Origin of the sequence: Stutzerimonas nitrititolerans (genome assembly GCF_003696285.1) — a bacterium.
In the GTDB taxonomy this organism is placed as follows: Bacteria; Pseudomonadota; Gammaproteobacteria; order Pseudomonadales; family Pseudomonadaceae; genus Stutzerimonas; species Stutzerimonas nitrititolerans.
In genome coordinates this window covers 19889-44245 of sequence record NZ_RFFL01000017.1, presented here as the reverse complement: position 1 = coordinate 44245, position 24357 = coordinate 19889, and the positions used below count along the sequence as shown (strand labels likewise).

At 61.3% G+C, this 24357-nt stretch carries 25 protein-coding genes and 1 tRNA gene; 14 read left to right on the top strand and 12 right to left on the bottom strand.

What is annotated here, in order from left to right; genetic code table 11:
• Positions 1-36 precede the first annotated feature (36 nt).
• From EA795_RS18450 to EA795_RS18440, 3 genes are all read right to left on the bottom strand, one after another.
• Positions 37-879, bottom strand: coding sequence for an IclR family transcriptional regulator domain-containing protein (locus EA795_RS18450; protein WP_122078861.1), 843 nt, complete (start codon positions 877-879; stop codon positions 37-39).
• 183 nt (positions 880-1062) lie between these two features.
• Positions 1063-1326: a DUF1652 domain-containing protein gene (locus EA795_RS18445; protein WP_014853218.1), complete on the bottom strand. Its 264-nt coding sequence runs from the start codon at positions 1324-1326 to the stop codon at positions 1063-1065.
• Between the two features lie 155 nt (positions 1327-1481).
• A tRNA-Ser gene (locus EA795_RS18440) sits at positions 1482-1571 on the bottom strand.
• A gap of 128 nt (positions 1572-1699) precedes the next feature.
• Here EA795_RS18440 and EA795_RS18435 point away from each other — a divergent pair.
• The 7 genes from EA795_RS18435 (at position 1700) to EA795_RS18405 (ending at position 5898) form a co-directional block, all read left to right on the top strand.
• The gene (locus EA795_RS18435) at positions 1700-2365 is read left to right on the top strand and encodes a Bax inhibitor-1/YccA family protein (protein WP_058074981.1); all 666 of its coding nucleotides are present in this window, start codon (positions 1700-1702) and stop codon (positions 2363-2365) included.
• Positions 2366-2451: 86 nt separating this feature from the next.
• Complete coding sequence (tusD, locus tag EA795_RS18430; RefSeq protein WP_122078859.1) at positions 2452-2844, top strand: sulfurtransferase complex subunit TusD; 393 nt, start codon at positions 2452-2454, stop codon at positions 2842-2844.
• Positions 2844-3203 (top strand): sulfurtransferase complex subunit TusC, encoded by a 360-nt coding sequence (tusC, locus tag EA795_RS18425; RefSeq protein ID WP_058076681.1) that lies wholly within the window; start codon positions 2844-2846, stop codon positions 3201-3203. Before tusD ends, tusC begins: the two co-directional genes overlap by 1 nt.
• On the top strand, positions 3203-3505 hold the full coding sequence (gene tusB, locus EA795_RS18420) for a sulfurtransferase complex subunit TusB (protein WP_058074983.1): 303 nt from the start codon (positions 3203-3205) through the stop codon (positions 3503-3505). The genes tusC and tusB overlap by 1 nt, the downstream gene beginning before the upstream one ends.
• Positions 3502-3837 (top strand): TusE/DsrC/DsvC family sulfur relay protein, encoded by a 336-nt coding sequence (locus tag EA795_RS18415; RefSeq protein WP_058074984.1) that lies wholly within the window; start codon positions 3502-3504, stop codon positions 3835-3837. Before tusB ends, EA795_RS18415 begins: the two co-directional genes overlap by 4 nt.
• Complete coding sequence (locus tag EA795_RS18410; RefSeq protein ID WP_122078858.1) at positions 3834-4814, top strand: glycosyl transferase family protein; 981 nt, start codon at positions 3834-3836, stop codon at positions 4812-4814. Before EA795_RS18415 ends, EA795_RS18410 begins: the two co-directional genes overlap by 4 nt.
• An 85-nt stretch (positions 4815-4899) precedes the next feature.
• Entirely contained in the window at positions 4900-5898 is a 999-nt protein-coding gene (locus EA795_RS18405) for a glutathione S-transferase family protein (protein ID WP_122078856.1), read from the top strand.
• Between the two features lies 1 nt (position 5899).
• Here EA795_RS18405 and cysG read toward each other — a convergent pair whose 3' ends face one another.
• The 6 genes from cysG to ftsK all read right to left on the bottom strand — a co-directional run bounded on the left by cysG (position 5900) and on the right by ftsK (position 13554).
• Positions 5900-7294, bottom strand: a complete 1395-nt coding sequence (gene cysG, locus EA795_RS18400; protein WP_122078854.1) for a siroheme synthase CysG — start codon at positions 7292-7294, stop codon at positions 5900-5902.
• Between the two features lie 148 nt (positions 7295-7442).
• Positions 7443-8723: a serine--tRNA ligase gene (serS, locus tag EA795_RS18395; RefSeq protein ID WP_122078853.1), complete on the bottom strand. Its 1281-nt coding sequence runs from the start codon at positions 8721-8723 to the stop codon at positions 7443-7445.
• Positions 8724-8795: 72 nt separating this feature from the next.
• On the bottom strand, positions 8796-9170 hold the full coding sequence (gene crcB, locus EA795_RS18390) for a fluoride efflux transporter CrcB (protein WP_058074989.1): 375 nt from the start codon (positions 9168-9170) through the stop codon (positions 8796-8798).
• Positions 9167-10492: a replication-associated recombination protein A gene (locus EA795_RS18385; protein ID WP_122078851.1), complete on the bottom strand. Its 1326-nt coding sequence runs from the start codon at positions 10490-10492 to the stop codon at positions 9167-9169. Before EA795_RS18385 ends, crcB begins: the two co-directional genes overlap by 4 nt.
• A 15-nt stretch (positions 10493-10507) precedes the next feature.
• Positions 10508-11134 (bottom strand): outer membrane lipoprotein periplasmic chaperone LolA, encoded by a 627-nt coding sequence (lolA, locus tag EA795_RS18380; protein WP_122078850.1) that lies wholly within the window; start codon positions 11132-11134, stop codon positions 10508-10510.
• A 17-nt stretch (positions 11135-11151) separates the two neighbouring features.
• The gene (gene ftsK, locus EA795_RS18375) at positions 11152-13554 is read right to left on the bottom strand and encodes a DNA translocase FtsK (protein ID WP_014853231.1); all 2403 of its coding nucleotides are present in this window, start codon (positions 13552-13554) and stop codon (positions 11152-11154) included.
• A gap of 213 nt (positions 13555-13767) precedes the next feature.
• Between ftsK and trxB the strand changes: the two genes are divergently transcribed.
• The 4 genes from trxB (at position 13768) to infA (ending at position 16573) form a co-directional block, all read left to right on the top strand.
• Positions 13768-14715, top strand: a complete 948-nt coding sequence (gene trxB, locus EA795_RS18370; RefSeq protein ID WP_014853232.1) for a thioredoxin-disulfide reductase — start codon at positions 13768-13770, stop codon at positions 14713-14715.
• A gap of 48 nt (positions 14716-14763) precedes the next feature.
• Entirely contained in the window at positions 14764-15444 is a 681-nt protein-coding gene (gene aat / locus EA795_RS18365) for a leucyl/phenylalanyl-tRNA--protein transferase (protein ID WP_058074993.1), read from the top strand.
• Between the two features lie 52 nt (positions 15445-15496).
• Positions 15497-16204 (top strand): arginyltransferase, encoded by a 708-nt coding sequence (locus tag EA795_RS18360; protein ID WP_014853234.1) that lies wholly within the window; start codon positions 15497-15499, stop codon positions 16202-16204.
• A 150-nt stretch (positions 16205-16354) separates the two neighbouring features.
• On the top strand, positions 16355-16573 hold the full coding sequence (gene infA, locus EA795_RS18355) for a translation initiation factor IF-1 (protein ID WP_002553999.1): 219 nt from the start codon (positions 16355-16357) through the stop codon (positions 16571-16573).
• A gap of 150 nt (positions 16574-16723) precedes the next feature.
• On the opposite strand, the gene clpA is transcribed toward infA, so the two are convergent.
• Together clpA and clpS are read right to left on the bottom strand one after the other, a co-directional pair.
• A complete protein-coding gene (gene clpA, locus EA795_RS18350) occupies positions 16724-18994 on the bottom strand; it encodes an ATP-dependent Clp protease ATP-binding subunit ClpA (protein ID WP_014853235.1) in 2271 nt (756 codons plus the stop codon).
• A 29-nt stretch (positions 18995-19023) separates the two neighbouring features.
• Positions 19024-19386, bottom strand: a complete 363-nt coding sequence (clpS, locus tag EA795_RS18345; RefSeq protein WP_014853236.1) for an ATP-dependent Clp protease adapter ClpS — start codon at positions 19384-19386, stop codon at positions 19024-19026.
• Between the two features lie 217 nt (positions 19387-19603).
• On the opposite strand from clpS, the gene cspD reads away from it, so the two are divergent.
• Positions 19604-19864 carry a cold shock domain-containing protein CspD gene (gene cspD / locus EA795_RS18340; protein ID WP_014853237.1) on the top strand — a complete coding sequence of 87 codons (261 nt, stop codon included), beginning with the start codon at positions 19604-19606 and terminating at the stop codon, positions 19862-19864.
• Between the two features lie 54 nt (positions 19865-19918).
• Here cspD and icd read toward each other — a convergent pair whose 3' ends face one another.
• Complete coding sequence (icd, locus tag EA795_RS18335; protein WP_122078848.1) at positions 19919-21175, bottom strand: NADP-dependent isocitrate dehydrogenase; 1257 nt, start codon at positions 21173-21175, stop codon at positions 19919-19921.
• 360 nt (positions 21176-21535) lie between these two features.
• Here icd and EA795_RS18330 point away from each other — a divergent pair, with 360 nt between their 5' ends.
• Together EA795_RS18330 and EA795_RS18325 are read left to right on the top strand one after the other, a co-directional pair.
• Positions 21536-23761, top strand: coding sequence for an NADP-dependent isocitrate dehydrogenase (locus tag EA795_RS18330; RefSeq protein ID WP_122078846.1), 2226 nt, complete (start codon positions 21536-21538; stop codon positions 23759-23761).
• A 110-nt stretch (positions 23762-23871) separates the two neighbouring features.
• Positions 23872-24312, top strand: a complete 441-nt coding sequence (locus EA795_RS18325) for an NUDIX hydrolase (RefSeq protein WP_014853240.1) — start codon at positions 23872-23874, stop codon at positions 24310-24312.
• The last annotated feature ends 45 nt before the right edge of the window (positions 24313-24357 follow it).

Here is a 24357-nt window from a genome sequence, read left to right as displayed (position 1 = left end):
TGATTTCAACGTCTCGACCGAAGTCTCGCCAAGAAGTCAGTGAAACAACCGCGTGCTCAACTCCTTGCTTGCCTCCAGCAGCACCGGCAGGAAGCGCGTTTCCAGCTCCTGACGACTGACACGTCCGGCGTGGGTCCCCACATTGAGCGCCGCCAGCACCTGCCCTGCCGAATCCTTCAGCGGCACGGCCAGCGAGCGCAGGCCTACCTCCAGTTCCTGGTCGATGATCACCCAGCCCTGCTGACGAATCTCCATGATCGCCGCACGAATGGCCTCGGGTGTATGCAGGGTGCGGCTGGTCTTGATCTGCAGATCCGCATGCTCCAGATAATCGTCCAGCGCCGCATCGTCCAAAGCCGCCAACAGAATCCGGCCCATGGAGGTGCAATAGGCCGGCAGACGGCTGCCGACGCTGAGATCGACGGAGATCAGCCGCTGCGGCGTGGCCGAACGCGCCACGTACAGCACCTCATCGCCTTCCAGCGTGGCCATCGAGCAGGCCTCGTGCAGCTGATCGCTCAACCGATCGAGAATCGGCTGCGCGGTAACCGCCAAGGGGGTGGAAGACAGGTAGGCATGCCCCAAGGTCAGCACCTTGGGCAGCAGCGAATAGGTACGGCCATCGGTGGTGGCATAACCCAGCTTCATCAGGGTGTACAAGCAACGGCGCACCGCGGCGCGCGGGATCTCGGTGCGGTGGCTGATCTGCGCGATGGTCAGATGCCGCTTGCGCTCCTGGAAGGCGTGCACAACCGCCAGGCCGCGGGCCAGCGACGTCATGAAATTCGGATCGCCGGCGAAGGCTTCGATACGCTTGGCCGGTGAGGCGACGATGGGCGGTATCAGAAGCGGTACGCCGGAGCGAGAGTCGTCGGTCATGGGAACACCTTGTCGAAGGCAGGCGTTCGATTATCGTCCGGCAATTCGATAATCGCAAAGCACGCCAGACGTCATGTCACGGCGGCGCTGCAACGTCATTTAACGGCGAGATGGTTTTAGCTGATCGAAAGAAGACGCGGCGCTGACGTATCGCCCAGGGCTTGGAAAGGCCGCAGGCACGAATCAGCCGCCGGCCTGCCTTCGCTTCAGCAGCCCCGGCCGCAGCGCGGCGATATCAAGTTCGATTGCGCTGATCAATCCGGCTACCTGGGCTCTGCTCAGCGATAGCCCGCAGGGTATGCCGGTAAGCACCAGCGATTCCCCGGTGCTCTCGTCCATGAGCATCGCCTGGATGGTTCGAGGGGAATCCATCCTGGCCACGAATAACAACGGGCTGAAGTGGTCGCGTACGAGCGCTAACGCCTCGGGTTGTCTAATGAGCTTCATCGCGACAAATCCTTTGCCTGGGGAATGAAGTATAGCGACATGACAGTACTTTCAAGTTGCACTCTTCGGTTGGAGAAGACGGAACCTGAAGACGCCCATTCTCGCCATCCAGAAACGCCAAAGGCCCCGGAATACGGGGCCTTCGATTGGCGATATGGCGGAGGAGGTGAGATTCGAACTCACGGAAGAGTTTCCCCTTCGACGGTTTTCAAGACCGTTGCATTCAACCGCTCTGCCACTCCTCCGCAGAGAGCGGGCGCAATAGTACCGGAACGAAACACACTGTCAAACTCTGTTGTTAGGCCGCAACAAAAGCTCTGCTATGATCCGACACATCCGTTTTCAGGCTGAATACATCTACAGGAGCGTCGCCATGCACGAGCAACAGTACGCATCTACGCACACGCAGGTTGAACAAAGGGAAGTCAGCCGCGTCTTGCGCAACACCTATGGTCTTCTGGCCATCACCCTGGGTTTCAGTGCCCTGGTCGCCTACATGGCGATGCAGGCCAATGCGCCCTACCCGAACATCTTCGTGGTGCTGATCGGTTTCTACGGTCTGTTCTTCCTGACCGTCAAACTGCGCAATTCGGCCTGGGGCTTGCTGTCCACCTTCGCCCTGACCGGATTCATGGGTTATACGCTCGGCCCGATTCTCAACATGTACCTAGGTACTGCCAACGGCGGAGAACTGATCGCCTCGGCGCTATCGATGACGGCGCTGGTGTTCTTCGGCCTGTCCGCCTTCGTGCTGATCACCCGCAAGGACATGAGCTTCCTCAGCGGCTTCATCACCGCCGGTTTCTTCGTTCTGCTGGGTGCGATGGTCGCAAGCTTCTTCTTCCAGATCAGCGGCCTGCAACTGGCGATCAGCGCCGGTTTCGTACTGTTCTCCTCGGTCTGCATCCTCTACCAGACCAGCGCCATCATCCATGGCGGCGAGCGCAACTACATCATGGCCACCATCGGCCTGTACGTTTCGCTGTACAACCTGTTCATCAGCCTGCTGCAGCTGATGGGCATCATGAGCGACGACTGATCGCTAGTCGCTGAATGAGCCCGCTTCGGCGGGCTTTTTCGTTTCTGCAGCTGGCGTATCATGTCGCTCAGCTAGCAAGGTGTGCCATGAAATTCGTAATCGCTCTGTTTTCTCCCGCCCACTCCCCCGCTTCGCGGCGCGCATTGCGCTTCGCCAAAGCGGTGCTTGCCGGTGGGCACGAAATCACCCGCTTGTTCCTCTATCAGGACGGCGTACACAGCGCCTCGGCCAATATCGTGACCGCGCAGGATGAGCTCGACCTGGCCGGTGAATGGGAGCGTTTCGTTCGTAGCCATGCGCTCGACGGCGTCGTCTGCATCGCCGCAGGCCTGCGCCGGGGCGTCCTGGACGCGCGGGAAGCCCAGCGACATTCGCGTCCCGCCGCCAATCTCTCGCCCTCCTGGGAGCTTTCCGGCCTGGGCCAGCTGCACGAAGCGGCACAACAAGCCGATCGCCTCGTCTGCTTCGGAGGTCACTGATGCCGCGCTCGATGCTGATCATCACCCGGCAATCGCCCTGGTCCGGCCCATCGGCGCGAGAAGCGCTGGATATCGCGCTGGCCGGAGGCGCCTTCGAGCTGCCTCTGGGTATGCTGTTTCTCGACGATGGCGTGTTCCAGCTGGTCCAGGCTCAGCAGGCCGGGCAACTGCAGCAGAAGGACCTCACCGCCAACCTGCAGGCGCTGCCCATGTTCGGTGTCGACTCGCTGTACGCTGCCCAGCGCAGTCTCCAGGAACGCGGCCTGGACCAGAACGCGTTGTCGCTACCGGTAGAAGTGCTGGACGACACCGCGCTGCGCGCACTCATCAACCGCTACGACCAGGTGATAACGCTCTGATGGCCACCTTGCACCTGCTTTCGCACTCTCCTTTCGCCGACAGTCGCCTGGCCAGTTGCCTGCAACTGCTGTCAGCAGAGGATGCTCTGTTGCTGACTGGCGACGCCGTTTACGCGTTGCAGACCGGCACGGCCCAGCGCCAGGCCCTGGAGTTGATGCCTGTCAGCATCGCGCTGTTCGCCCTCGAGGAAGATGTCATCGCGCGCGGCCTGGCGGCGCTACCCGAACGATTGCAAATGATCGACTATGCCGGCTTCGTCGAACTCTGCTGTCGCTATGACCGGACCAATGCCTGGTTATGAACATCTTGATCGTCGACGGCCGACCCATCGAAGTCGACCAGGAAGGCTATCTGGCTGACCTGAACGATTGGAGCGAGCCAGTGGCCGAAGCCCTCGCCCTGCAGGAAGACCTGACGCTGGAAGACGAGCACTGGGAAATCCTGCGTCTGCTACGTGCTTTTCATGATGAGTTCCAGCTGTCGCCCGCAACGCGCCCGCTGATCAAATACACCGCCTTGAAACTCGGCCCCGACAAGGGCAACAGCATGCACCTCAACCGTCTATTCAAAGGCACGCCAGCCAAGCTCGCCGCCAAGCTGGCTGGCCTGCCGAAACCGAGCAACTGCATATGAGCATCGTCACGCCAGCAGAACACCCCTTCGCCGTCTTCGTGCGGATTCTCGGCAAGGGCAAGCGCGGCGCACGCGATCTCACCCGCGAGGAAGCCCGCGAAGCCATGGGTATGCTGCTCGACGGCAAGGTCGAGGACACCCAGCTCGGTGCCTTCCTGATGCTGCTGCGTCACAAGGAGGAAAGCGCCGAAGAACTCGCCGGTTTCACCGAAGCCGTTCGCGAACGCATCCAGGCGCCCGCCCTTGCCGTGGACATCGACTGGCCGACCTATGCCGGCAAGAAACGCCACCTGCCCTGGTACCTGCTTGCCGCGAAATGCCTGGCACAGAATGGCGTTCGCATCCTGATGCATGGCGGCGGCGCCCACACCGCGGGTCGCATGTATACCGAACAATTGCTCGACCTGCTCAACATCTCCCGTTGCGAAGACTGGGAAACGGTCGCCGCCACGCTGGATCGTGGCGAGGTGGCCTTCATGCCGTTGGGCGCCTGGATGCCCGTGCTGCAGCGAATGATCGATCAGCGCAACGTGCTCGGATTGCGCTCGCCGATTCACTCGCTGGCGCGCATTCTCAACCCACTCGGCGCCCGCTGCGGCCTGCAGAGCATCTTCCACCCCGGCTACCAGGCCAATCACCGCGAAGCCAGCCGCCTGCTGGGTGACACCGCGATCGTCATCAAGGGCGAAGGCGGCGAAATCGAAGTCAACCCCGACGGCATCGCTCATCTATACGGCACCGAAACCGGCGCCAGCTGGGATGAGGACTGGCCTGCGCTGTCGCCACAGCGTCACGTAAAGCCCGCACAGCTGGACCCGCAGCATCTGCTGGCCGTATGGAACGGCGCCGAGGACGCTTATGGTGAGCTGGCCGTCGTGGCGACCATGGCGCTGGCCCTGCGCGGCCTGGGCCAACCACGGGAACAGGCATTCGCGCTGGCAAGGCAGTATTGGCAGCACAGGAATTCATCGAACTGAACGATGGATTTGTCCCGTCATTAGGTCCCATCCATCGAACCTTGTCCCCTAGAGTGCCCCTAACGTTCATAACGAGGAGGCAGTCATGGGACTTCTGGTCGATGGTCAGTGGCAGGATAGGTGGTACGAAAACAGCGATGACGGCGAATTCCAGCGCGAACAGGCGCAACGTCGCGACTGGGTGACCGCGGACGGCTCGTCCGGTCCCGATGGTCGGTCGGCGGTCAAGGCCGAAGCCGGGCGCTATCACCTATATGTTTCGCTCGCCTGTCCCTGGGCCCACCGCACCTTGATCTACCGCAAGCTCAAGCAGCTCGAACCCTTGATCGACGTATCGGTAGTCAGCTGGTTGATGGCCGAGCATGGCTGGACCTTCGACAAGAGCACCGGCTCCAGCGGCGATAAGCTCGACGGGCTGCAGTACCTCCACCAGCGCTACACCATCGATGATGACAGCTATACCGGCCGCGTGACGGTGCCGGTGCTCTGGGATCGCCAGCAGCAGCGGGTCGTGAATAACGAATCGTCCGAGCTGATCCGTATTTTCAACAGCGCCTTCGACGAACTGACCGGCTCGAAACTGGATCTGTATCCCGAACCGCTACGCGCGGAAATCGACAGCCTCAACGCGCGGATTTACCCCAGGGTCAACAACGGTGTCTACCGTGCCGGCTTCGCCACCACGCAGAAAGCCTACGAAGCGGCCTTCGACGAGCTCTTCAACGAACTGGACTGGCTGGAGCGGCGCCTGGCGGAGCGGCGCTACCTGACCGGCGAATTTCTCACCGAAGCTGACTGGCGGCTCTTTACCACCATGGTCCGCTTCGACGCCGTCTATCACGGCCACTTCAAGTGCAACCTGCGACGGATCGAGGATTATCCGAACCTGTCGAACTGGCTGCGTGAGCTCTATCAATGGCCGGGCGTCGCCGAAACCGTCGATTTCACCCACATCAAAAGCCATTACTACGCAAGCCATCGCCACATCAACGCCAACGGCATCGTTCCCAAGGGACCGCAGCTGGCACTGGACCGCGCCCACGACCGCGAGCGACTGCCCGGCAAGGGCATCTGGTCGCGCTGAGCTACTCCGGTTTGGCCATGCCTTCGAACCAGGCCAGCTTGTCGCGAAGCGTCACGACCTCACCGACGATCACCAGCGTCGGTGCCTGAACCTGTTGGCTCGCAACCAGCTCAGGCAGATCGGCCAGCGTTCCGGTAAATACACGCTGATTACTGGTAGTGCCCTGCTGGATCAACGCCGCTGGCGTGTCGGCGCCGCGCCCATGGGCGATCAATTGCTGGCAGATCACTGGCAAGCCGACCAGGCCCATGTAGAACACCAGTGTCTGGCTCGGCGCGACCAGGTCGGCCCAGGGCAGATCGCAGCTGCCATCCTTGAGATGCCCGGTGACGAAACGGACCGATTGCGCGTAATCGCGATGGGTCAGCGGAATACCGGAATAGGCAGCACAACCACTGGCGGCGGTGATGCCCGGCACCACCTGGAAGGGAATGCCGTTGGCCGCCAGCTTCTCGATCTCTTCCCCACCACGACCGAAGATGAAGGGGTCGCCACCTTTCAGACGCAGCACTCGCTTGCCTTGCCGTGCCAGCGTCACCAACTGCTGGTTGATCTGCTCCTGCGGGACGGCATGATCGGCGCGCTGCTTGCCCACATAGATGCGATCGGCATCACGCCGGCACATATCGAGAATCGCGGGTGCCACCAGCCTGTCGTAGAGCACCACGTCCGCCTGCTGCATCAGGCGCAGGGCACGGAAAGTGAGCAGATCGGGGTCGCCCGGCCCGGCACCGACCAGATAGACCTCACCCAGGCTTCGCGGGGCGGCGCCTGACAACTTGGCCTGCAATAACCGCTCGGCCTCCTGCTCCTGCCCGGCGAGCGCGCGCTCGGCGATGGTCCCCTGAAAAACATCCTCCCAGAACACCCGGCGCTGCTGCACATCGGGCAACGACGCCTTGACCTGGGCACGGAATTTCTTCGCCAACCCGGCCAGTTGTCCGTATGCCGAGGGAATCCAGGTTTCGATCCGTGCGCGAACCAGGCGCGCCAGCACCGGTGCGTCGCCGCTACTGGAGACGGCAATCATCAGTGGCGAGCGGTCGACGATGGCCGGGAAAATCACCGTGCACAGTTCGGGGGAGTCCACCACATTCACCGGGATGCCGAGCGCCTTCGCATCCCGTGACACCTGCGCATTGAGCGGCTCGTCATCGGTGGCGGCTACTGCCAGGACGCAGCCAGCAAGATCGTCGCTCGCATAACCACGCTGGAAGGAATGCCCGCCGCTCTGCTGCAACAATTTGGCCAGCTGTGCCTCGATCTGGGGCGCCACCACACGCAGCACTGCGCCCGCTTCGGATAACAGCCGCGCCTTGCGCAGTGCGATATCGCCGCCGCCGACGATCAGCACCAAGCGGCCCTTGAGGTTGTGGAACAGCGGCAAGAAATCCATCAGCGAGTCCTGGTGTCCATGAAAGGTAAGGGCCATCTCAGCCGTTACGCCGATGGTGGCCCTTGTCGGGAATCAAGGAGTCCGGATCGAGCCCTGATGCGGCACCTGGCGGGGCAATTTACCGCACCGGAAACGCTCCAGAACCCTTTCAGCCGATGACCTCGATACCGGCCATGTACGGCTTCAGCACCTCAGGTACTCGCACGCTGCCGTCCGCCTGCTGATAATTCTCCAGCACCGCCACCAGGGTACGACCCACCGCGAGGCCGGAACCGTTGAGCGTATGCACCAGTTCGGGCTTGCCGGTTTCCGGATTCCGGTAACGTGCCTGCATACGGCGTGCCTGGAAATCGCCGCAGTTGGAACAGGAAGAAATCTCGCGATACTTGTCCTGGCTTGGCACCCAGACTTCCAGGTCGTAAGTCTTGGTCGCGCCGAAGCCCATGTCGCCGGTGCACAACGCCAGTACTCGATAAGGCAGTTCCAGCAGCTGCAGCACTTTCTCGGCGTTCGCCGTCAGGCTTTCCAGCGCCTCGAAGGACTGGTCCGGCTCGACGATCTGCACCATTTCGACCTTGTCGAACTGATGCTGACGGATCATCCCGCGCGTATCGCGGCCGGACGCACCCGCCTCGCTGCGGAAGCACGGCGTATGGGCGACGAACTTCAGGGGCAGCTGCTTGGCATCGAGAATCTCGCCGGCGACGATGTTGGTCAGCGAGACTTCCGCGGTCGGGATCAGATAGAAATCGGCCTCGCCTTCGCGGGTGATCTTGAACAGATCTTCCTCGAACTTGGGTAGCTGGCCGGTGCCCTGCAGCGCCGGCGCCTGGACCAGATAAGGCGTGTAGGCCTCCTCGTAGCCATGCTCGCGGGTGTGCAGGTCGATCATGAATTGCGCCAGCGCACGGTGCAGACGGGCGATCGGTCCGCGCATCAGGGCGAAGCGCGCACCGGAGAGCTTGGCGGCGGTCTCGAAATCCAGCCAGCCATGCTGCTCGCCCAGCGCGACGTGATCCTGGACGGGGAAATCGAAGCTTTTCGGCGTGCCCCAGCGACGTACCTCGACGTTCTCGTCCTCGTCCTTGCCCACCGGCACCGACTCGTGCGGCAGGTTCGGCAGCGTCAGCATCAACTGGTCCAGTTCGGCCTGGATGCCTTCGAGCTCCTGCTTGCCGGCGTCCAGCTCGGAAGCCATGCGGTCGACGTCGGCGAGCAGCGGCGCGATGTCTTCGCCGCGCTGCTTGGCCTGGCCGATGGATTTGGAGCGAGCGTTGCGCTCGGCCTGCAGCTGCTCGGTGCGGGTCTGCACGGTCTTGCGCTGTGCTTCCAGCGCCTCGATACGCGCCACGTCCAGCTGATAACCGCGGGTAGCCAGGCGATCGGCAACGTCTTGCAGCTGTGTGCGTAGCAGTTTCGAATCAAGCATGGTGAGTCTCGTCTGTGAAAGCTTTGAGGAAAGGCGAAGAGGAAGCGGAGTTTACTGCGATAGCGGCCAGCTTCATAACCTGCCAAGGGCCAGGCCTGCCCAGGTCGCCAGCAAGCCGCCGAGCACACTCAGGCCAATGTAGCCGAAGGCCGTGGCAAGCTGGCCGCTCTCGAGCAGCCGCAAGCCGTCGAGAGAGAAACTGGAAAAAGTGGTGAAGGCCCCAAGGAAGCCGAGGATCAAGCCACCGCGCAGTTCCGGCGACACGTCCGGGCGCATGAGAAACAGCGCGTACAGGTAGCCGATCAACAGGCAGCCCAGCAGGTTGACCGCAAGCGTCGCCAGATAGAAATGTCGCGGCCAGTGCGTCGATACCCAGGTCGACAGGGCAAAGCGCAGCAGCGTACCGATCACCCCGCCCGCGGCGACGGCCAGCATCAGGCGGATCACGTCTTTCTCCGTTGCCGTGGGCTTTCGCGATCGAGCCGGGCCAGATGTTCCAGCTTGTCGCGAATCTTGCTCTCCAATCCTCGTGGCACCGGATGATAGTACTGGCGCGGCTCCATGGCCTCGGGAAAGTAATCCTCGCCGGCCGCGTAGGCATCCGGCTCGTCATGGGCGTAGCGGTATTCGTTGCCGTAGCCCAGCTCCTTCATCAGGCGGGTCGGCGCATTGCGCAGGTGCAGCGGGACCTCCTGCGAGCCGTTTTCCGCCACGTCGCGCTTGGCGGCCTTGAAGGCCGTGTAGACCGCGTTGCTTTTCGGCGCGCAGGCGAGATAGACGATCGCCTGCGCCACAGCCAACTCGCCTTCGGGGCTGCCCAGGCGTTCCTGGACGTCCCAGGCGGAAAGACACAGTCCAACCGCCCGCGGATCGGCGTTGCCGATTTCCTCGCTGGCCATGCGCACCACGCGTCGCGCGATATAGAGCGGATCGCAACCGCCATCGAGCATGCGTGAGAACCAGTACAGCGCCGCATCCGGGTTGGAACCACGTACCGACTTGTGCAGCGCGGAAATCTGGTCGTAGAAGGCTTCGCCACCCTTGTCGAAACGCCGGCGGCTGTCGCCCAGCAAATCCTGCAACAGCTCGACGCTGATCTCGCCGCCCTCTTCGGCCAGGTCCGAGGCGTTCTCCAGCAGGTTCAGCAGCCGCCGGCCATCGCCATCGGCCGCGGCCACCAGCATCTGGAAGCTTTCTTCGGGCAGGCTCAGATGCAGATCACCCAGGCCTTTCGACTCGCTCAGCGCGCGCTCGACCAGCTTGCGCAAGGCGGCTTCGTCGAGGCTTTTCAGCACATAGACCCGCGCGCGGGACAGCAAGGCATTGTTCAGTTCGAAGGACGGGTTCTCGGTGGTCGCACCAATGAAAATCAGCGTGCCGTCCTCGACATAGGGCAGAAAGGCATCCTGCTGGGATTTGTTGAAGCGGTGTACTTCATCGACGAAGAGAATGGTCCGCCGACCGTATTGGGCCGCCTGCTGCCGGGCGATCTCCACCGCCTGGCGGATCTCCTTCACCCCGGCCAGCACCGCCGAGACGGTTTCGAAATGGGCATCGGACACCTTGGCCAGCAACTGCGCCAGCGTGGTCTTGCCCACGCCCGGCGGGCCCCAGAAGACCATCGAATGCAGCGCGCCCTGCTCCAATGCTTCGCGCAGCGGTTTGCCGCGCGCGAGCAGATGCTCCTGCCCGACGTATTCGTCGAGGCTGGCGGCACGCAGGCGCGCGGCTAGCGGCTGGGCAACGGGGGCACGGCTGAACAGATCCATCGAGGGCTCTACAACTCACTCGGATATGACATCGGTCCCTTCGGGAATCTCGAAGGTGAACAGGCCCGCCTTGAGCGGCTGGTTCAGTTTGACGCCATGGAAAAGGATATTGGTGCGCTGACCGACGCCGTCGACCATCTGCATGTCGTTGATCACGCCATTGCGAAAAGACAGACGAAGGCTATCGAACAGGGTGTCCTTGGCCTTCGGCTCGAGCGTGAAATCGACCACCTCGCCGGCCTCCTTGTGCGAGACCTGGAAGTTTTCACTGATGGCCGAAACGTCTCCGGAAAGCAGCAGCGCAGGGGTATGGGTCAGCCGCTGGTCCAGGGTCTGGATGGTGACCTGCTCCAGGTCCGGGTCGTACAGCCAGACCTGCTTGCCATCGGAAACCAGCAGTTGCGCCATCGGCTCGTCGGTTTTCCAGCGGAACTGACCAGGGCGCTTCAGCGCCATCTCGCCGGAGGTTTCCTGCAGTTGGGTGCCGGTGCCGTCGAGGGACAACTGGGAAAAGCGCCCCGTCAGGGTCTCGGCTTTTTGGAGCAGGCCCGTCAGCCGCTGGACGGAGGCGGCCTGGTCGGCCTGGGCCGGAACCAGCGCAAACAGCAGAGCGGATGCGAACAGCAAACGAATCAATTGCATGTAGCCCTCGGAGCGAATCAGTCGCGGATAGGAGGCGGCGCAAGCACTTCGCGCGAGCCATTGGTGTTCATGGAGGTCACGACGCCGGCCATTTCCATGGCCTCGATCATTCGGGCGGCACGGTTGTAGCCGATCTTCAGCTTGCGCTGCACCGCGGAAATCGACGCGCGGCGGCTTTCGGTGACGAAACGTACGGCTTCGTCGTACAGCGGATCTTCCTCGCTGCCTTCGCCGCCACCCTCGCCGCCACCGCCATCGAAGCCGCTACCGGACTCTTCGGCACCGGCGAGGATTTCTTCGATGTAGTCGGGCGCGCCACGCGCCTTCCAGGCTTCGACCACGCGGTGCACTTCATCGTCGGAAACGAAGGCGCCATGTACGCGAATCGGCAGACCGGTGCCAGGCGGCAAGTAGAGCATGTCGCCGTGACCGAGAAGCTGTTCGGCGCCACCCTGGTCGAGAATGGTGCGCGAATCGATCTTGCTGGACACCTGGAATGCCATGCGGGTCGGGATGTTGGCCTTGATCAGGCCGGTGATCACGTCCACCGACGGCCGCTGGGTGGCGAGGATCAGGTGAATACCGGCTGCGCGGGCCTTCTGTGCGATACGCGCGATCAGTTCTTCGACCTTCTTGCCGACGATCATCATCATGTCGGCGAACTCGTCCACCACCACCACAATGGTCGGCAACTTCTTCAGCAGTGGCGCTTCATCTTCCATGCTCTCGCGGCGGTACAGCGGGTCGGTCAGCGGCGTGCCGGCCTCCTCCGCTTCCTTCACCTTGCGGTTGAAGCCCGCCAGGTTGCGCACGCCCATGGCCGCCATCAGCTTGTAGCGGCGCTCCATCTCGGCGACGCTCCAGCGCAGCGCGTTGGCCGCTTCCTTCATGTCGGTCACGACCGGGCAAAGCAGGTGCGGAATGCCTTCGTAGATGGACAATTCGAGCATCTTCGGGTCGATCATGATCAGCCGCGCATCGTCCGGCGTGGACTTGAACAGGATCGACAGGATCATCGCGTTGACGCCCACCGACTTACCCGAGCCGGTCGTACCCGCCACCAGCAGGTGCGGCATCTTGGCCAGATCGGCGATCACCGGTTTGCCGCCGATATCGTGGCCCAGGGCGATGGTCACCGGTGACTTGGCGTCGTCATAAGGCGCCGACGACAGTACTTCGGAGAAGCGCACGATCTGCCGGTCCTCGTTGGGGATCTCGATACCGACCGTGGTCTTGCCCGGAATCACCTCGACCACGCGAACGCTGATCACCGCCAGCGAGCGCGCCAGATCCTTGGCCAGGTTGGAGATACGGCTGACCTTGACCCCGGCGGCCGGCTGGATTTCGAACCGGGTGATCACCGGGCCCGGATGCACCGACTCGACGATGACCTCGACGCCGAACTCCTTGAGCTTGATTTCCAGCAGCCGCGACATCGCCTCCAGCGATTCGGGGGAATATTGCTTCTGCTGCTTCTCAGCCACGTCCAGCAGGGAAAGCGGCGGCAGGCTGCCCTCGATCAGCGGATCGACGAAGAGGTTCGCCTGTTTTTCTTTCATCACGCGCTTGCTCTGTTCCACCGCCTTGGGCGGTGCAGGCGGCGTAATCACCGGCGCCACGCGTTTCTCGCGCTCGCTCATGTGCTTGTTCAGCGACTCCTCGCGCTCCAGCAGCCGCTCTTTCACTCGGACACGCTCCCGACGATCCGGCAGAGAGCCCGCCACCTCGTTGACCACGTCGTCCGCTTCACGAAGCTGGGCCACCAGTTGCTTGCGTTCGGCGCGAGCGTTCCACCAGCGACTGAAGAAACTCTGGATCAGCTCGAGCAGGTCAAGCGTGATCTTGCCGGTCAGGTCCATCACCTTGAACCAGGACAGGTCGGTAAAGACGGTCAGGCCGAACAGGAAGAACGCCAGCAGCAACAGGGTGCTGCCCTGCACGTTGAGCGCCGCTTCGGCCAACTGCCCCAGGCTTTCACCCAGCGCTCCGCCCGCCGATGCTGGCAGGTGATTGGCGAACTGGAAATGGATATAGGCCAGCGCGGAGCCGGACAGGATCAGGAACACCAGGCCGATCAGCCGCCAGGAAAACAGCCAGCCGTTCCATGTCCAAGGCTGGTGCCGCGCGCGAAACACCTGCCAGGTCTTGATGCCCAGTAACAGCGGGAACAGATAGGCGAAATAGCCGAGCGCCATGAACAGCACGTCGGCAAACCAGGCGCCAGCCCGCCCCGCCGCATTCTGGACCTGCTGCACATTGCTGGTGTGCGTCCAGCCTGGATCGCCCGGATGGTAGGTGAGCAACGCCATCCAGAGATAGACGCACAATGCGCCGAGCGCGATCAGTGCACCTTCCTTGAGGCGGTAATGTAACTGCTGTCGCCAGACGGAAGCCGGCGAGGTAGAGGGGGTATTCTTCAAAACGCTCTATTTCCTGCGCCAGTGGCGCGCTCTATGAACCGTAGTCAGCCAGAACCCTGGCATTGTACGGCTTTGTCGACACGATGACATGCCGGTTCCGTGCCGGCTTGGGCTTTTCTCGATGCTTCGGTGTAGCATAAACGCCAGTTTTCGCAGCGTGGCTCGACTGCAGCACGCTTCTTTATTGGCAACAAAGGCTTATGAGGGCTTTTTATGAGTGAAGTCAAGCATTCACGTCTGATCATCCTCGGCTCGGGCCCGGCCGGTTATACCGCCGCGGTATACGCTGCCCGCGCCAACCTGAAACCCCTGATGATCACCGGCATCCAGCCCGGCGGTCAGCTGACCACCACCACCGAAGTGGACAACTGGCCCGGCGATGTAGAAGGCCTCACCGGCCCGGCGCTGATGGAGCGCATGCAGAAACACGCCGAGCGCTTCGACACCGAGGTGGTCTTCGACCACATCCATACCGCCGAATTGCAACAGCGCCCCTTCATTCTCAAGGGCGACAGCGCCACCTACAGCTGCGATGCGCTGATCATCGCCACCGGGGCCTCGGCACAATACCTCGGCCTGCCGTCCGAAGACGCATTCGCCGGCCGCGGTGTATCGGCCTGCGCCACCTGCGACGGCTTCTTCTATCGCAACCAGTCGGTCGCCGTGATCGGTGGCGGCAACACCGCTGTCGAAGAGGCGCTGTACCTGTCCAACATCGCCAAGGAAGTTCACCTGGTCCATCGCCGCGACAAGCTGCGCTCGGAGAAGATCCTGCAGGACAAGATCATGGACAAGGCCACCAACGGCAACATCCGCCTGCACTGGAACCATACCCTCGAAGAAGTGCTGGGCGACGCCAGCGGCGTTACCGGCGTGCGCCTGAAGGACACCCTGTCCGGCGAAGAGCAGAAACTCGAACTCTCGGGCGTGTTCATCGCCATCGGCCACAAACCCAACACCGACCTCTTCCAAGGCCAACTGGAGATGAAAGACGGCTATCTGAAGATCAAGGGCGGCAGCGAGGGTGATGCCACCTCCACGAGTATCCCTGGCGTATTCGCCGCGGGCGATGTAGCCGATCACGTCTATCGCCAGGCCATCACCTCGGCGGGCGCTGGCTGCATGGCCGCGCTGGACGCTGAGAAGTACCTGGACCAGTAATTCCCTTCCGGCGGTTGTCTGCAACCGCCCCCTCTCCGGCCTATCGATATGCTGAGCTGGCTGCAGCGCGACGATCTTTCGTTTCCCCCGCTGGACAAGGCCCTGCGCGAGCCGAACGGCTTGCTGGCCGCAGGCGGCGACCTCTCGGCCGAGCGCCTGCTGGCGGCCTATCGGCACGGCTGCTTTCCCTGGTACCAGGAAGGACAGCCGCTGCTCTGGTGGTCACCGGACCCACGCACCGTGCTCTACCCTGACGAGCTTCATGTTTCGCGAAGCCTGCGCAAGCGCATGCGCCAGGAATCTTTCACCGTGACCTTCGACCAGGCCTTTGCCGACGTCATCGACGGTTGCGCCGGGCCGCGCAGCTACACGCAGGAAACCTGGATCACTTCGCACATGAAGGCGGCCTACCTGAAGCTCCACGAGATGGGCGTCGCGCATTCGGTGGAAGTCTGGCGCGACCGCCAGCTGGTGGGTGGTCTCTACGGTCTGGCCATCGGCCGGCTGTTCTTCGGCGAATCGATGTTCAGCCAGGCCAACGATGCCTCCAAGGTCGGATTCGTCACCCTCGTGGAACGTCTGCAGGCATGGGGATTCAAACTGGTAGATTGCCAGATGCCAACACAACACCTGGCCAGTTTCGGCGCACGCGCCATCTCTCGCCGCGCCTTTGCCGAGGCGCTCGCCGAATACCTGGACCAGCCGAGTTCAGCCCGTTGGGGCGCCTAGTCGAGGGCGCCAAGCTGGCCTACACTGAACTCATGATTTTCGAGGGTTGACCATGACTTCACTGGCTCGCCTCCGGTTCTACGCAACCCAACCGCACACCTGTAGCTATCTGCCTGGCGAACAGGCGACGACCCTGTTTCTAGACCCCAGCCAACCGATGGATGTGCAGGTCTATGCGGAACTGTCGGAAATGGGCTTCCGGCGCAGCGGCGATCACCTTTATCGCCCTCATTGCCAACGCTGCACAGCCTGCATTCCAGCGCGCATTCCAGCCGAAGGCATCCGCCTCAATCGACAGCAGAGGCGCATCCTGAAGCGTAATGCCGACCTGACGGTGACCAGCGTGCGTCCCAGCTTCAGCGAGGAGTATTACGCGCTTTACGCGGACTACATCGAGCAGCGGCATGCCGATGGAGACATGTATCCACCCAGCCGCGACCAGTTCCAGACGTTCCTGGTTCGCGATCTGCCCTTCTGCCGCTTCTACGAGTTTCGCCTGGAAGGCCGCTTGCTGGCCCTGGCGGTCACCGATGTACTGCCGAACGGTCTTTCGGCGGTCTACACCTTCTACGACCCCCACGAAGAACAGCGCAGCCTGGGGCGCTTCGCAATTCTCTGGCAGGTTGGTGAGGCGGCACGCCTGGGCCTGAACGCGATCTATCTGGGTTACTGGATCAAGAACTGCCGCAAGATGAACTACAAAACCGAATACCGCCCCATCGAACTGCTGGTCAACCAGCGCTGGATCACCCTCAGCTAGGTCCGTTCCCGTTTCGTACGTGGATTGCGACGAAACGGGAACGGGTCCTAACCCCCTTGGCTCTCGGCCCCGTTTCGGGCACAATACTTGCCGCTTTTGCCCGGCCATTCTTGCGTCGGGTCAATCATTGGATATCGAGGGCTTTACTGAATGTCGAAAGAAGACAGCTTCGAAATGGAAGGTACTGTCGTCGACACCCTGCCCAACACCATGTTTCGCGTGGAGTTGGAAAATGGGCACGTCGTTACTGCGCACATCTCCGGAAAGATGCGCAAGAACTACATCCGGATCCTGACCGGTGACAAGGTTCGCGTAGAATTGACCCCCTACGATTTGAGCAAAGGTCGCATCACCTACCGCGCTCGCTAATCCGAGACGCGAGAAAGAATGCCCGGCCAGAGCCGGGCTTTTTTGTTTGTACGATCATCTACCTTCGCCGCAAATTCACTTTGCGGATCACGGACACGAAAACGCCTGGCATGCCAGGCGTTTTCATTCGCTTCGGACCACCCTGATCGGTCAGGCAAGCTCGGCGCTGGTTTCGAATTCGAAGACCAGTTCTTCACCCTGTATGTCGACGTGAACCACGCCGCCATGCTCGGCCAGCTCGCCAAACAGGATTTCTTCCGCCAGGGGCCGCTTGATCTTGTCCTGGATCAGGCGCGCCATCGGCCGCGCGCCCATCTGCACATCGTAGCCGCGCTCGGCGAGCCAGCCACGCGCCGCATCCGAGACCTCGAGCGTCACGTGCTTGTCCTCGAGCTGCGTCTGCAACTCGATCAGGAACTTGTCGACGATGCTCTTGATCACTTCATGGCTCAGGCGGCCGAACTGGATGATGGTGTCCAGGCGGTTGCGGAATTCGGGCGTGAAGCTCTTCTTGATCACCTCCATCGCATCTGAAGCATGATCCTGATGGGTGAAGCCTATCGACGCACGCGCAGCCGTCTCGGCGCCGGCATTGGTGGTCATTATGAGAATCACGTTGCGGAAATCCGCCTTGCGTCCGTTGTTGTCGGTAAGCGTTCCGTGGTCCATGACCTGCAACAGCAGGTTGAATACCTCGGGGTGGGCCTTTTCTATCTCGTCCAGCAACAACACGCAGTGCGGCCGTTTGGTAATCGCCTCGGTCAACAAACCACCCTGGTCGAAACCGACGTAGCCCGGAGGCGCACCGATCAAACGCGAAACCGTGTGGCGCTCCATGTATTCGGACATATCGAAGCGAACCAGCTCGATTCCCAGCGCACGCGCCAGCTGGCGGGCCGCTTCGGTCTTGCCGACACCAGTGGGGCCCGCAAACAGGAAGGAGCCGACAGGCTTGTCCGGCGCTTTCAGGCCTGCCCGCGAAAGCTTGATTGCCGTCGCCAGGGAATCGATCGCATCGTCCTGGCCAAATACCGTGAGCTTGAGGTCACGCTCCAGGTTGCGCAGCAGTTCCTTGTCCGAGGTGCTGACATGCTTGGGCGGAATGCGCGCAATCTTCGCCACGATGTCCTCGACCTGCTCGACATCGATGCGTTTGACGCGTTTGTCCTCGTCCAGCAGGCGCTGGTAGGCCCCCGCTTCGTCGATCACGTCGATCGCCTTGTCGGGCATCAGACGATCATTGATGTAGCGCGATGCCAGCTCGGCCGCGGCACGAAGCGCCTCGTCGCTGTATTCGATCTGGTGATGCTGCTCGAAGCGCCCCTTCAGGCCGCGCAGGATACCGACGGTGTCTTCGACCGACGGTTCGGATACGTCCACCTTCTGGAATCGCCGCGCGAGCGCGCGATCCTTCTCGAAGATTCCGCGAAATTCCTGGAATGTGGTGGAGCCGATGCAACGAATCTCACCGGAAGACAACAAGGGCTTGAGCAGATTGGATGCATCCAGCACACCGCCGGAAGCCGCCCCGGCACCGATGATGGTATGAATCTCATCGATGAACAGCACCGCATGTGGCCGCTTGCGCAACTCGTTCAGCAGCGCCTTGAAGCGCTTCTCGAAGTCGCCACGATATTTGGTTCCGGCGAGCAATGCACCCAGGTCAAGCGAATACACGACACTGTCGGCGAGCAACTCAGGAACCTGTTTATCGACGATGCGCTTTGCCAGGCCTTCGGCAATGGCGGTTTTCCCAACCCCGGCCTCGCCGACCAACAACGGGTTGTTCTTGCGCCGACGGGCGAGGATCTGTGCGACTCGCTCGACTTCATGCTCGCGCCCCACCAGCGGATCGATGCGTCCCTGGCGGGCCTGTTCGTTGAGATTGCTGGCATAGGCGTCCAGCGGATTGCCGGCGGTCGCGGCATCGCCTCCCTCTTCGTCCTGCATTTCCGACTCGCCTTCGGGATTGCCTTCGCTGCCGGGAACCTTGGAAATGCCATGCGCGATGTAGTTGACTACATCGATACGCGCCACGCTCTGCTGCTTGAGCAGGAAGACCGCCTGGCTCTCCTGCTCGCTGAAAATGGCCACCAGCACGTTTGCCCCGGTGACTTCACGCTTGCCCGAGCTTTGCACATGGAATACCGCACGCTGCAGAACGCGCTGGAAGCCCAGCGTCGGCTGAGTTTCCCGTTCTTCGTCATGCTGCGGGATCAGCGGCGTGGTGGAATCGATGAACTCCTGCAAATCATGCCGCAACCTGTCCAGACTGGCGCCACAGGCACGCAGCACGGTGGCGGCCGCCTCGTTGTCCAGCAAGGCCAGCAGCAGGTGTTCAACCGTCATGAATTCATGGCGCTTGGTTCTTGCCTCTTTGAAGGCCAGATTCAGAGTGACTTCGAGCTCACGGTTCAACATAGCTTTCACCTCTTCCCAAGCAGTCGGAGTTAACCGTCCTTCTCGATCTCACAAAGCAGCGGATGCTGGCACTCTCTTGCATATTGATTGACCTGCATCGCTTTGGTTTCCGCAACATCGCGCGTATAGACACCGCAGACCGCACGCCCCTCGGTATGAACGGCCAGCATTATCTTGGTCGCCAACTCCCGATTGTGGTTGAAGATACCCTCCAGCACCTCGACGACGAAATCCATCGGTGTGTAGTCATCATTGAACATGACAACTTTGAACATCGGTGGTGCCTTCAATTCCGGCTTCGCTTCCTCGACAGCCAGGCCGGAAGCATCGTCGCTCTCGAAGTCAGGACGATCCTGATTGAATGTTAGTCGAATCTCTTGGAATGCACGCATGCGGATAACGTTTCTAGCTCGCGGCTTCAAGGCCGGGTAAGTTTGACAGGCTTCGCAGCCATCTGACGAGTCGCCTTGACTATCGGCAAAACGGTGATACAAACAGTATGTGCCAAACGGCAACAGGTTGCGCGCTCCAGAGCCATGGTGCTGCATCGAGCGCGGAATGGAATGGATGTTACTCCAGTGATGGACTCCTTTGCAGAGGGATAACAGCATGCTAAGCGGTAAGGTCAAGTGGTTCAACAACGCCAAAGGCTATGGCTTCATCGTAGCAGACGGCGGCGATGAGGACCTGTTCGCCCACTACTCGGCCATCCAGATGGACGGGTACAGAACGCTGAAAGCTGGGCAAGCGGTCATGTTCGATATTCTGCAAGGTCCCAAGGGCCTGCACGCAACCAACATCAAAGCACTACAGAGTACCGTGGATGTAGCAGCACCTGCACCACAGGTCGCCTCGACCGCTGAAGCGTGACTCTCCATAACAAAAAGGCCGATCATCGATCGGCCTTTTTGTCATTTCCCTGAATCACATATGGGAAATCATGGCATCGCCAAACCCGGAGCACGACATCAGCTTTGCGCCATCCATCAGACGCTCGAAGTCGTAGGTCACCGTCTTGGCAGCAATGGCGCCTTCGGTTGCCTTGATGATCAGGTCAGCCGCTTCGACCCACCCCATGTGACGCAGCATCATCTCGGCTGAAAGAATCAGCGAGCCCGGATTGACCTTGTCCTGGCCGGCGTATTTCGGTGCCGTGCCATGGGTCGCCTCGAACATGGCGACCGTATCGGACAGATTGGCGCCCGGCGCGATCCCGATACCACCCACCTCAGCCGCCAGGGCATCGGAAAGGTAATCACCGTTGAGGTTCAGGGTAGCGATCACGTCGTACTCGGCTGGCCGTAGCAGGATCTGCTGCAGCATGGCATCGGCGATAGCATCCTTGACGACGATATTCTTGCCCGTGTTGGGGTTCTTGAACTGCATCCAGGGGCCACCATCGAGCAACTGCGCGCCGAATTCGTCGCGTGCCACTTCGTAACCCCACTCCTTGAAGGCACCCTCGGTGAACTTCATGATGTTGCCCTTGTGAACGAAGGTCACGGAGCTTCGATCATTGTCCACCGCATACTGGAGCGCCTTGCGAACCAGGCGCTTGGTGCCCTCCAGCGAAACCGGCTTGATGCCGATGCCGCAGTTTTCTGTGAAGCGGATCTTCTTGACGCCCATTTCCTCAGTGAGGAACTTGATGACCTTTTCCGCTTCCGGAGAGCCGGCTTTCCATTCGACGCCGGCATAGATGTCCTCCGAGTTCTCGCGGAAAATCACCATATCGACATCGGCCGGCTTCTTCACAGGGCTCGGCACACCAGTGAACCAGCGAACCGGACGCTGGCAGACGTACAGGTCCAGTTCCTGACGCAGGGCGACGTTGAGAGAGCGGATACCACCACCGACCGGAGTGGTCAGAGGACCCTTGATGGAAACGACATAGTCGCGCACGACTTCCAGCGTTTCCTTCGGCAGCCAGGTGTCCTGATCGTAAACCTGAGTCGCCTTCTCGCCAGCGTAGATTTCCATCCAGGCGATCTTGCGCTTGCCACCATAGGCTTTGTCGACAGCCGCATCGACGACCTTGATCATCACCGGACTGATGTCGACGCCAATACCATCCCCTTCTATATAAGGGATGATCGGGTTATCCGGAACATTCAGGGTGTGATCGGCATTGACGGTGATTTTGTCACCGCCGGCTGGCACCTGGATCTTTTGGTATCCCATGCTTGACTCCGTCTGTGGTTGAACAGTGGTCGTTCAGGAAGGGTAACTCAGGGAAACGGGTGGAACCATATGTTCGTTCGTCTATGCCACGAGCGCACTCAGACGGCTGGGCGCGGTGGTATACTCCTTAGGTGACTAACGAGTCATAAGAGGCGAGCCTGTTGCAAGCAACCTTGCGCTTCTTGAAAGCCGCCGAGCTATTACCACAGTTTGCGGCTCAACTGCTCAACACTCTATTGGTGCACCAAATATCATCGCGGCGAATCCTCGATTTCCGGCCCGACGAAACGAAGAGCCGGAGCGTCTACCCGCGCACATCGAGCGATTCAGTGCACGCCCTGCAAGAAGAGAGTATTGCCAATGCCCACCCGTTCGAAAATCATCTACACCTTCACCGACGAAGCACCAGCACTCGCTACCTACTCGCTGCTTCCCATCGTGGAAACCTTCGCAGCCACCGCTGACATCGACGTCGAAACACGCGACATCTCTCTTGCCGGGCGCATCCTCGCAAGCTTTGCCGATCAACTGGGTGCCGACAAGCGCGTCGAGGACGATCTTGCCAAGCTCGCCGAACTGGCCACCTCGCCCGAAGCCAACATCATCAAGCTGCCCAACATCAGCGCCTCGGTACCGCAGCTCAAGGCTGCCATCGCCGAGCTGCAGGCTCTGGGCTACGACATTCCCAACTACCCCGAAGACCCGCAGACCGATGCGGAAAAAGAAGTGCGTGCCCGCTATGGCAAGGTGCTGGGCAGCGCGGTGAACCCCGTTCTGCGCGAAGGCAACTCCGACCGTCGCGCCCCGGCGGCAGTCAAGGCCTACGCACGCAAGCACCCGCACTCGATGGGCAAGTGGAGCATGGCGTCGCAGTCTCACGCCGACTACATGCGCGGCGGCGATTTCTTCTCCAGCGAACAGTCCGTCACCATGGCCAAGGCCGGTGATGTGCGCCTCGAGTTCGTCGGCAAGGATGGCCAGGTTGAGGTCAAGAAACAGCTGTCGCTGCAGGAAGGCGAAGTCCTTGACAGCATGTTCATGAGCTGCAAGAAGCTGCGTGAGTTCTTCGAGAAGACTCTGCAGGACTGCAAGGAAACGGGCGTCATGTGGTCCCTGCACGTCAAGGCGACCATGATGAAGATCTCCCACCCGATCGTTTTCGGCCACGCCGTCAGCGTCTACTACAAGGACGTGTTCGACAAGTACGGCAAGCTGTTCGACGAACTGGGCGTCAACCCGAACAACGGCATCAGCAGCGTCTACGACAAGATCAAGTCCCTGCCCGCCTCGCAGCAGGAAGAAATCCTCGACGACATCCACGCCTGCTACGCCGGCCGCCCGGAAATGGCGATGGTCGACTCGGTCAAGGGCATCACCAACCTGCACATCCCCAGCGACGTGATCGTCGACGCCTCGATGCCGGCGATGATCCGCAGCTCCGGCCAGATGTGGGGCAAGGACGGCAAGCTGAAGGACACCAAGGCGGTGATGCCGGAAAGCACCTACGCCCGCATCTACCAGGAGATGATCAACTTCTGCAAGACCAACGGCGCCTTCGACCCAACCACCATGGGCAGCGTACCGAACGTCGGCCTGATGGCGCAGAAGGCTGAAGAGTACGGCTCCCACGACAAGACCTTCGAAATGACCGCCGACGGCACCATGCGCGTCGTGCTGGCCGACGGCACCGTGCTGATGCAGCACGAAGTCGAGAAAGGCGACATCTGGCGTGCGTGCCAGACCAAGGACGCGCCGATCCGCGACTGGGTCAAGCTGGCCGTCACCCGTGCCCGTCAGTCCGACACCCCGGCGATCTTCTGGCTGGATCCCGAGCGCGCCCACGATCGCGAGCTGTGCAAAAAGGTCGAGGCCTACCTGCAGGAGCACGACCTGAGCGGCCTGGACATCCGCATCATGGGCTACAACGAAGCCATCCGCGTCAGCATGGAGCGCATGATTCGCGGCCAGGACACCATCTCGGTAACCGGCAACGTACTGCGCGACTACCTGACCGACCTGTTCCCGATCATGGAGCTGGGCACTTCGGCCAAGATGCTGTCCATCGTTCCGCTGATGGCCGGCGGCGGCATGTACGAAACCGGTGCCGGCGGCTCGGCTCCGAAGCACGTGCAGCAGCTGATCGAAGAGAACCACCTGCGCTGGGATTCGCTGGGCGAATTCCTCGCACTGGCCGTGTCTTTCGAGGAAACCGGTATCAAGACCGGCAACCAGAAAGCCAAGCTGCTGGGCAAGGCACTCGACGCCGCCACCGGCAAGCTGCTCGACAGCAACAAGTCGCCGTCGCGCAAGACCGGTGAGCTGGACAACCGCGGCAGCCACTTCTACCTGGCGCTGTACTGGGCACAGGAACTTGCGGCGCAGACCGAGGACCTCGAACTGCAGGCCCGCTTCGCTCCGCTGGCGAAAACCCTGACCGAAAACGAGGCCGCCATCGTCGCGGAACTCAACAATACCCAGGGCAAGGCCGTGGATATCGGTGGTTACTATCGCTCCAACCCCGAACTGACCAGCCAGGTCATGCGTCCAAGCCAGACCTTCAACGCGGCACTTGCTGCGATGGCCTAACGCCTGCCAAGGTTCGCGCCTGGAAACAGCAGAAACCCCGGCCCCGCGCCGGGGTTTCTGCTTATGGCGCCGACCATGAACAACATCAATCAGGACACGAGCGAATCGATATGACCTGGCAACCTCACATCACCGTCGCGACGATCATCGAAGACCAGGGGCGTTTTCTGCTGGTCGAAGAGCTCAAGCAGGATCGCCTGGTGCTCAATCAGCCCGCCGGGCACCTGGAAGCGAATGAAAGCCTGCGCCAGGCCGCCCTGCGGGAAACGCTGGAGGAAACCGGCTGGGACGTGGAGCTCACCGGCGTCGTGGGCATCTACCTGTACACCGCGCCGAGCAACGGAGTGACCTATCAGCGGGTCTGCTTCGCCGCCAAGCCTCTGCGCCATCACGCCGATCGCAGCCTCGATACCGATATTGCCGGCACCCTCTGGCTGAGCCGTGACGAGCTGGCGGCTCAGCCGCAGCGCTGGCGCAGCGAACTGGTGCCTCGCTGCATAGACGACTACCTGAACGGGCCCTTGCATGGCCTGGAAGTGATACGGGACTAACAAGCTGAGAGCGTTCAGCCCCTAACCTGTTAGAATCCTGCCCTT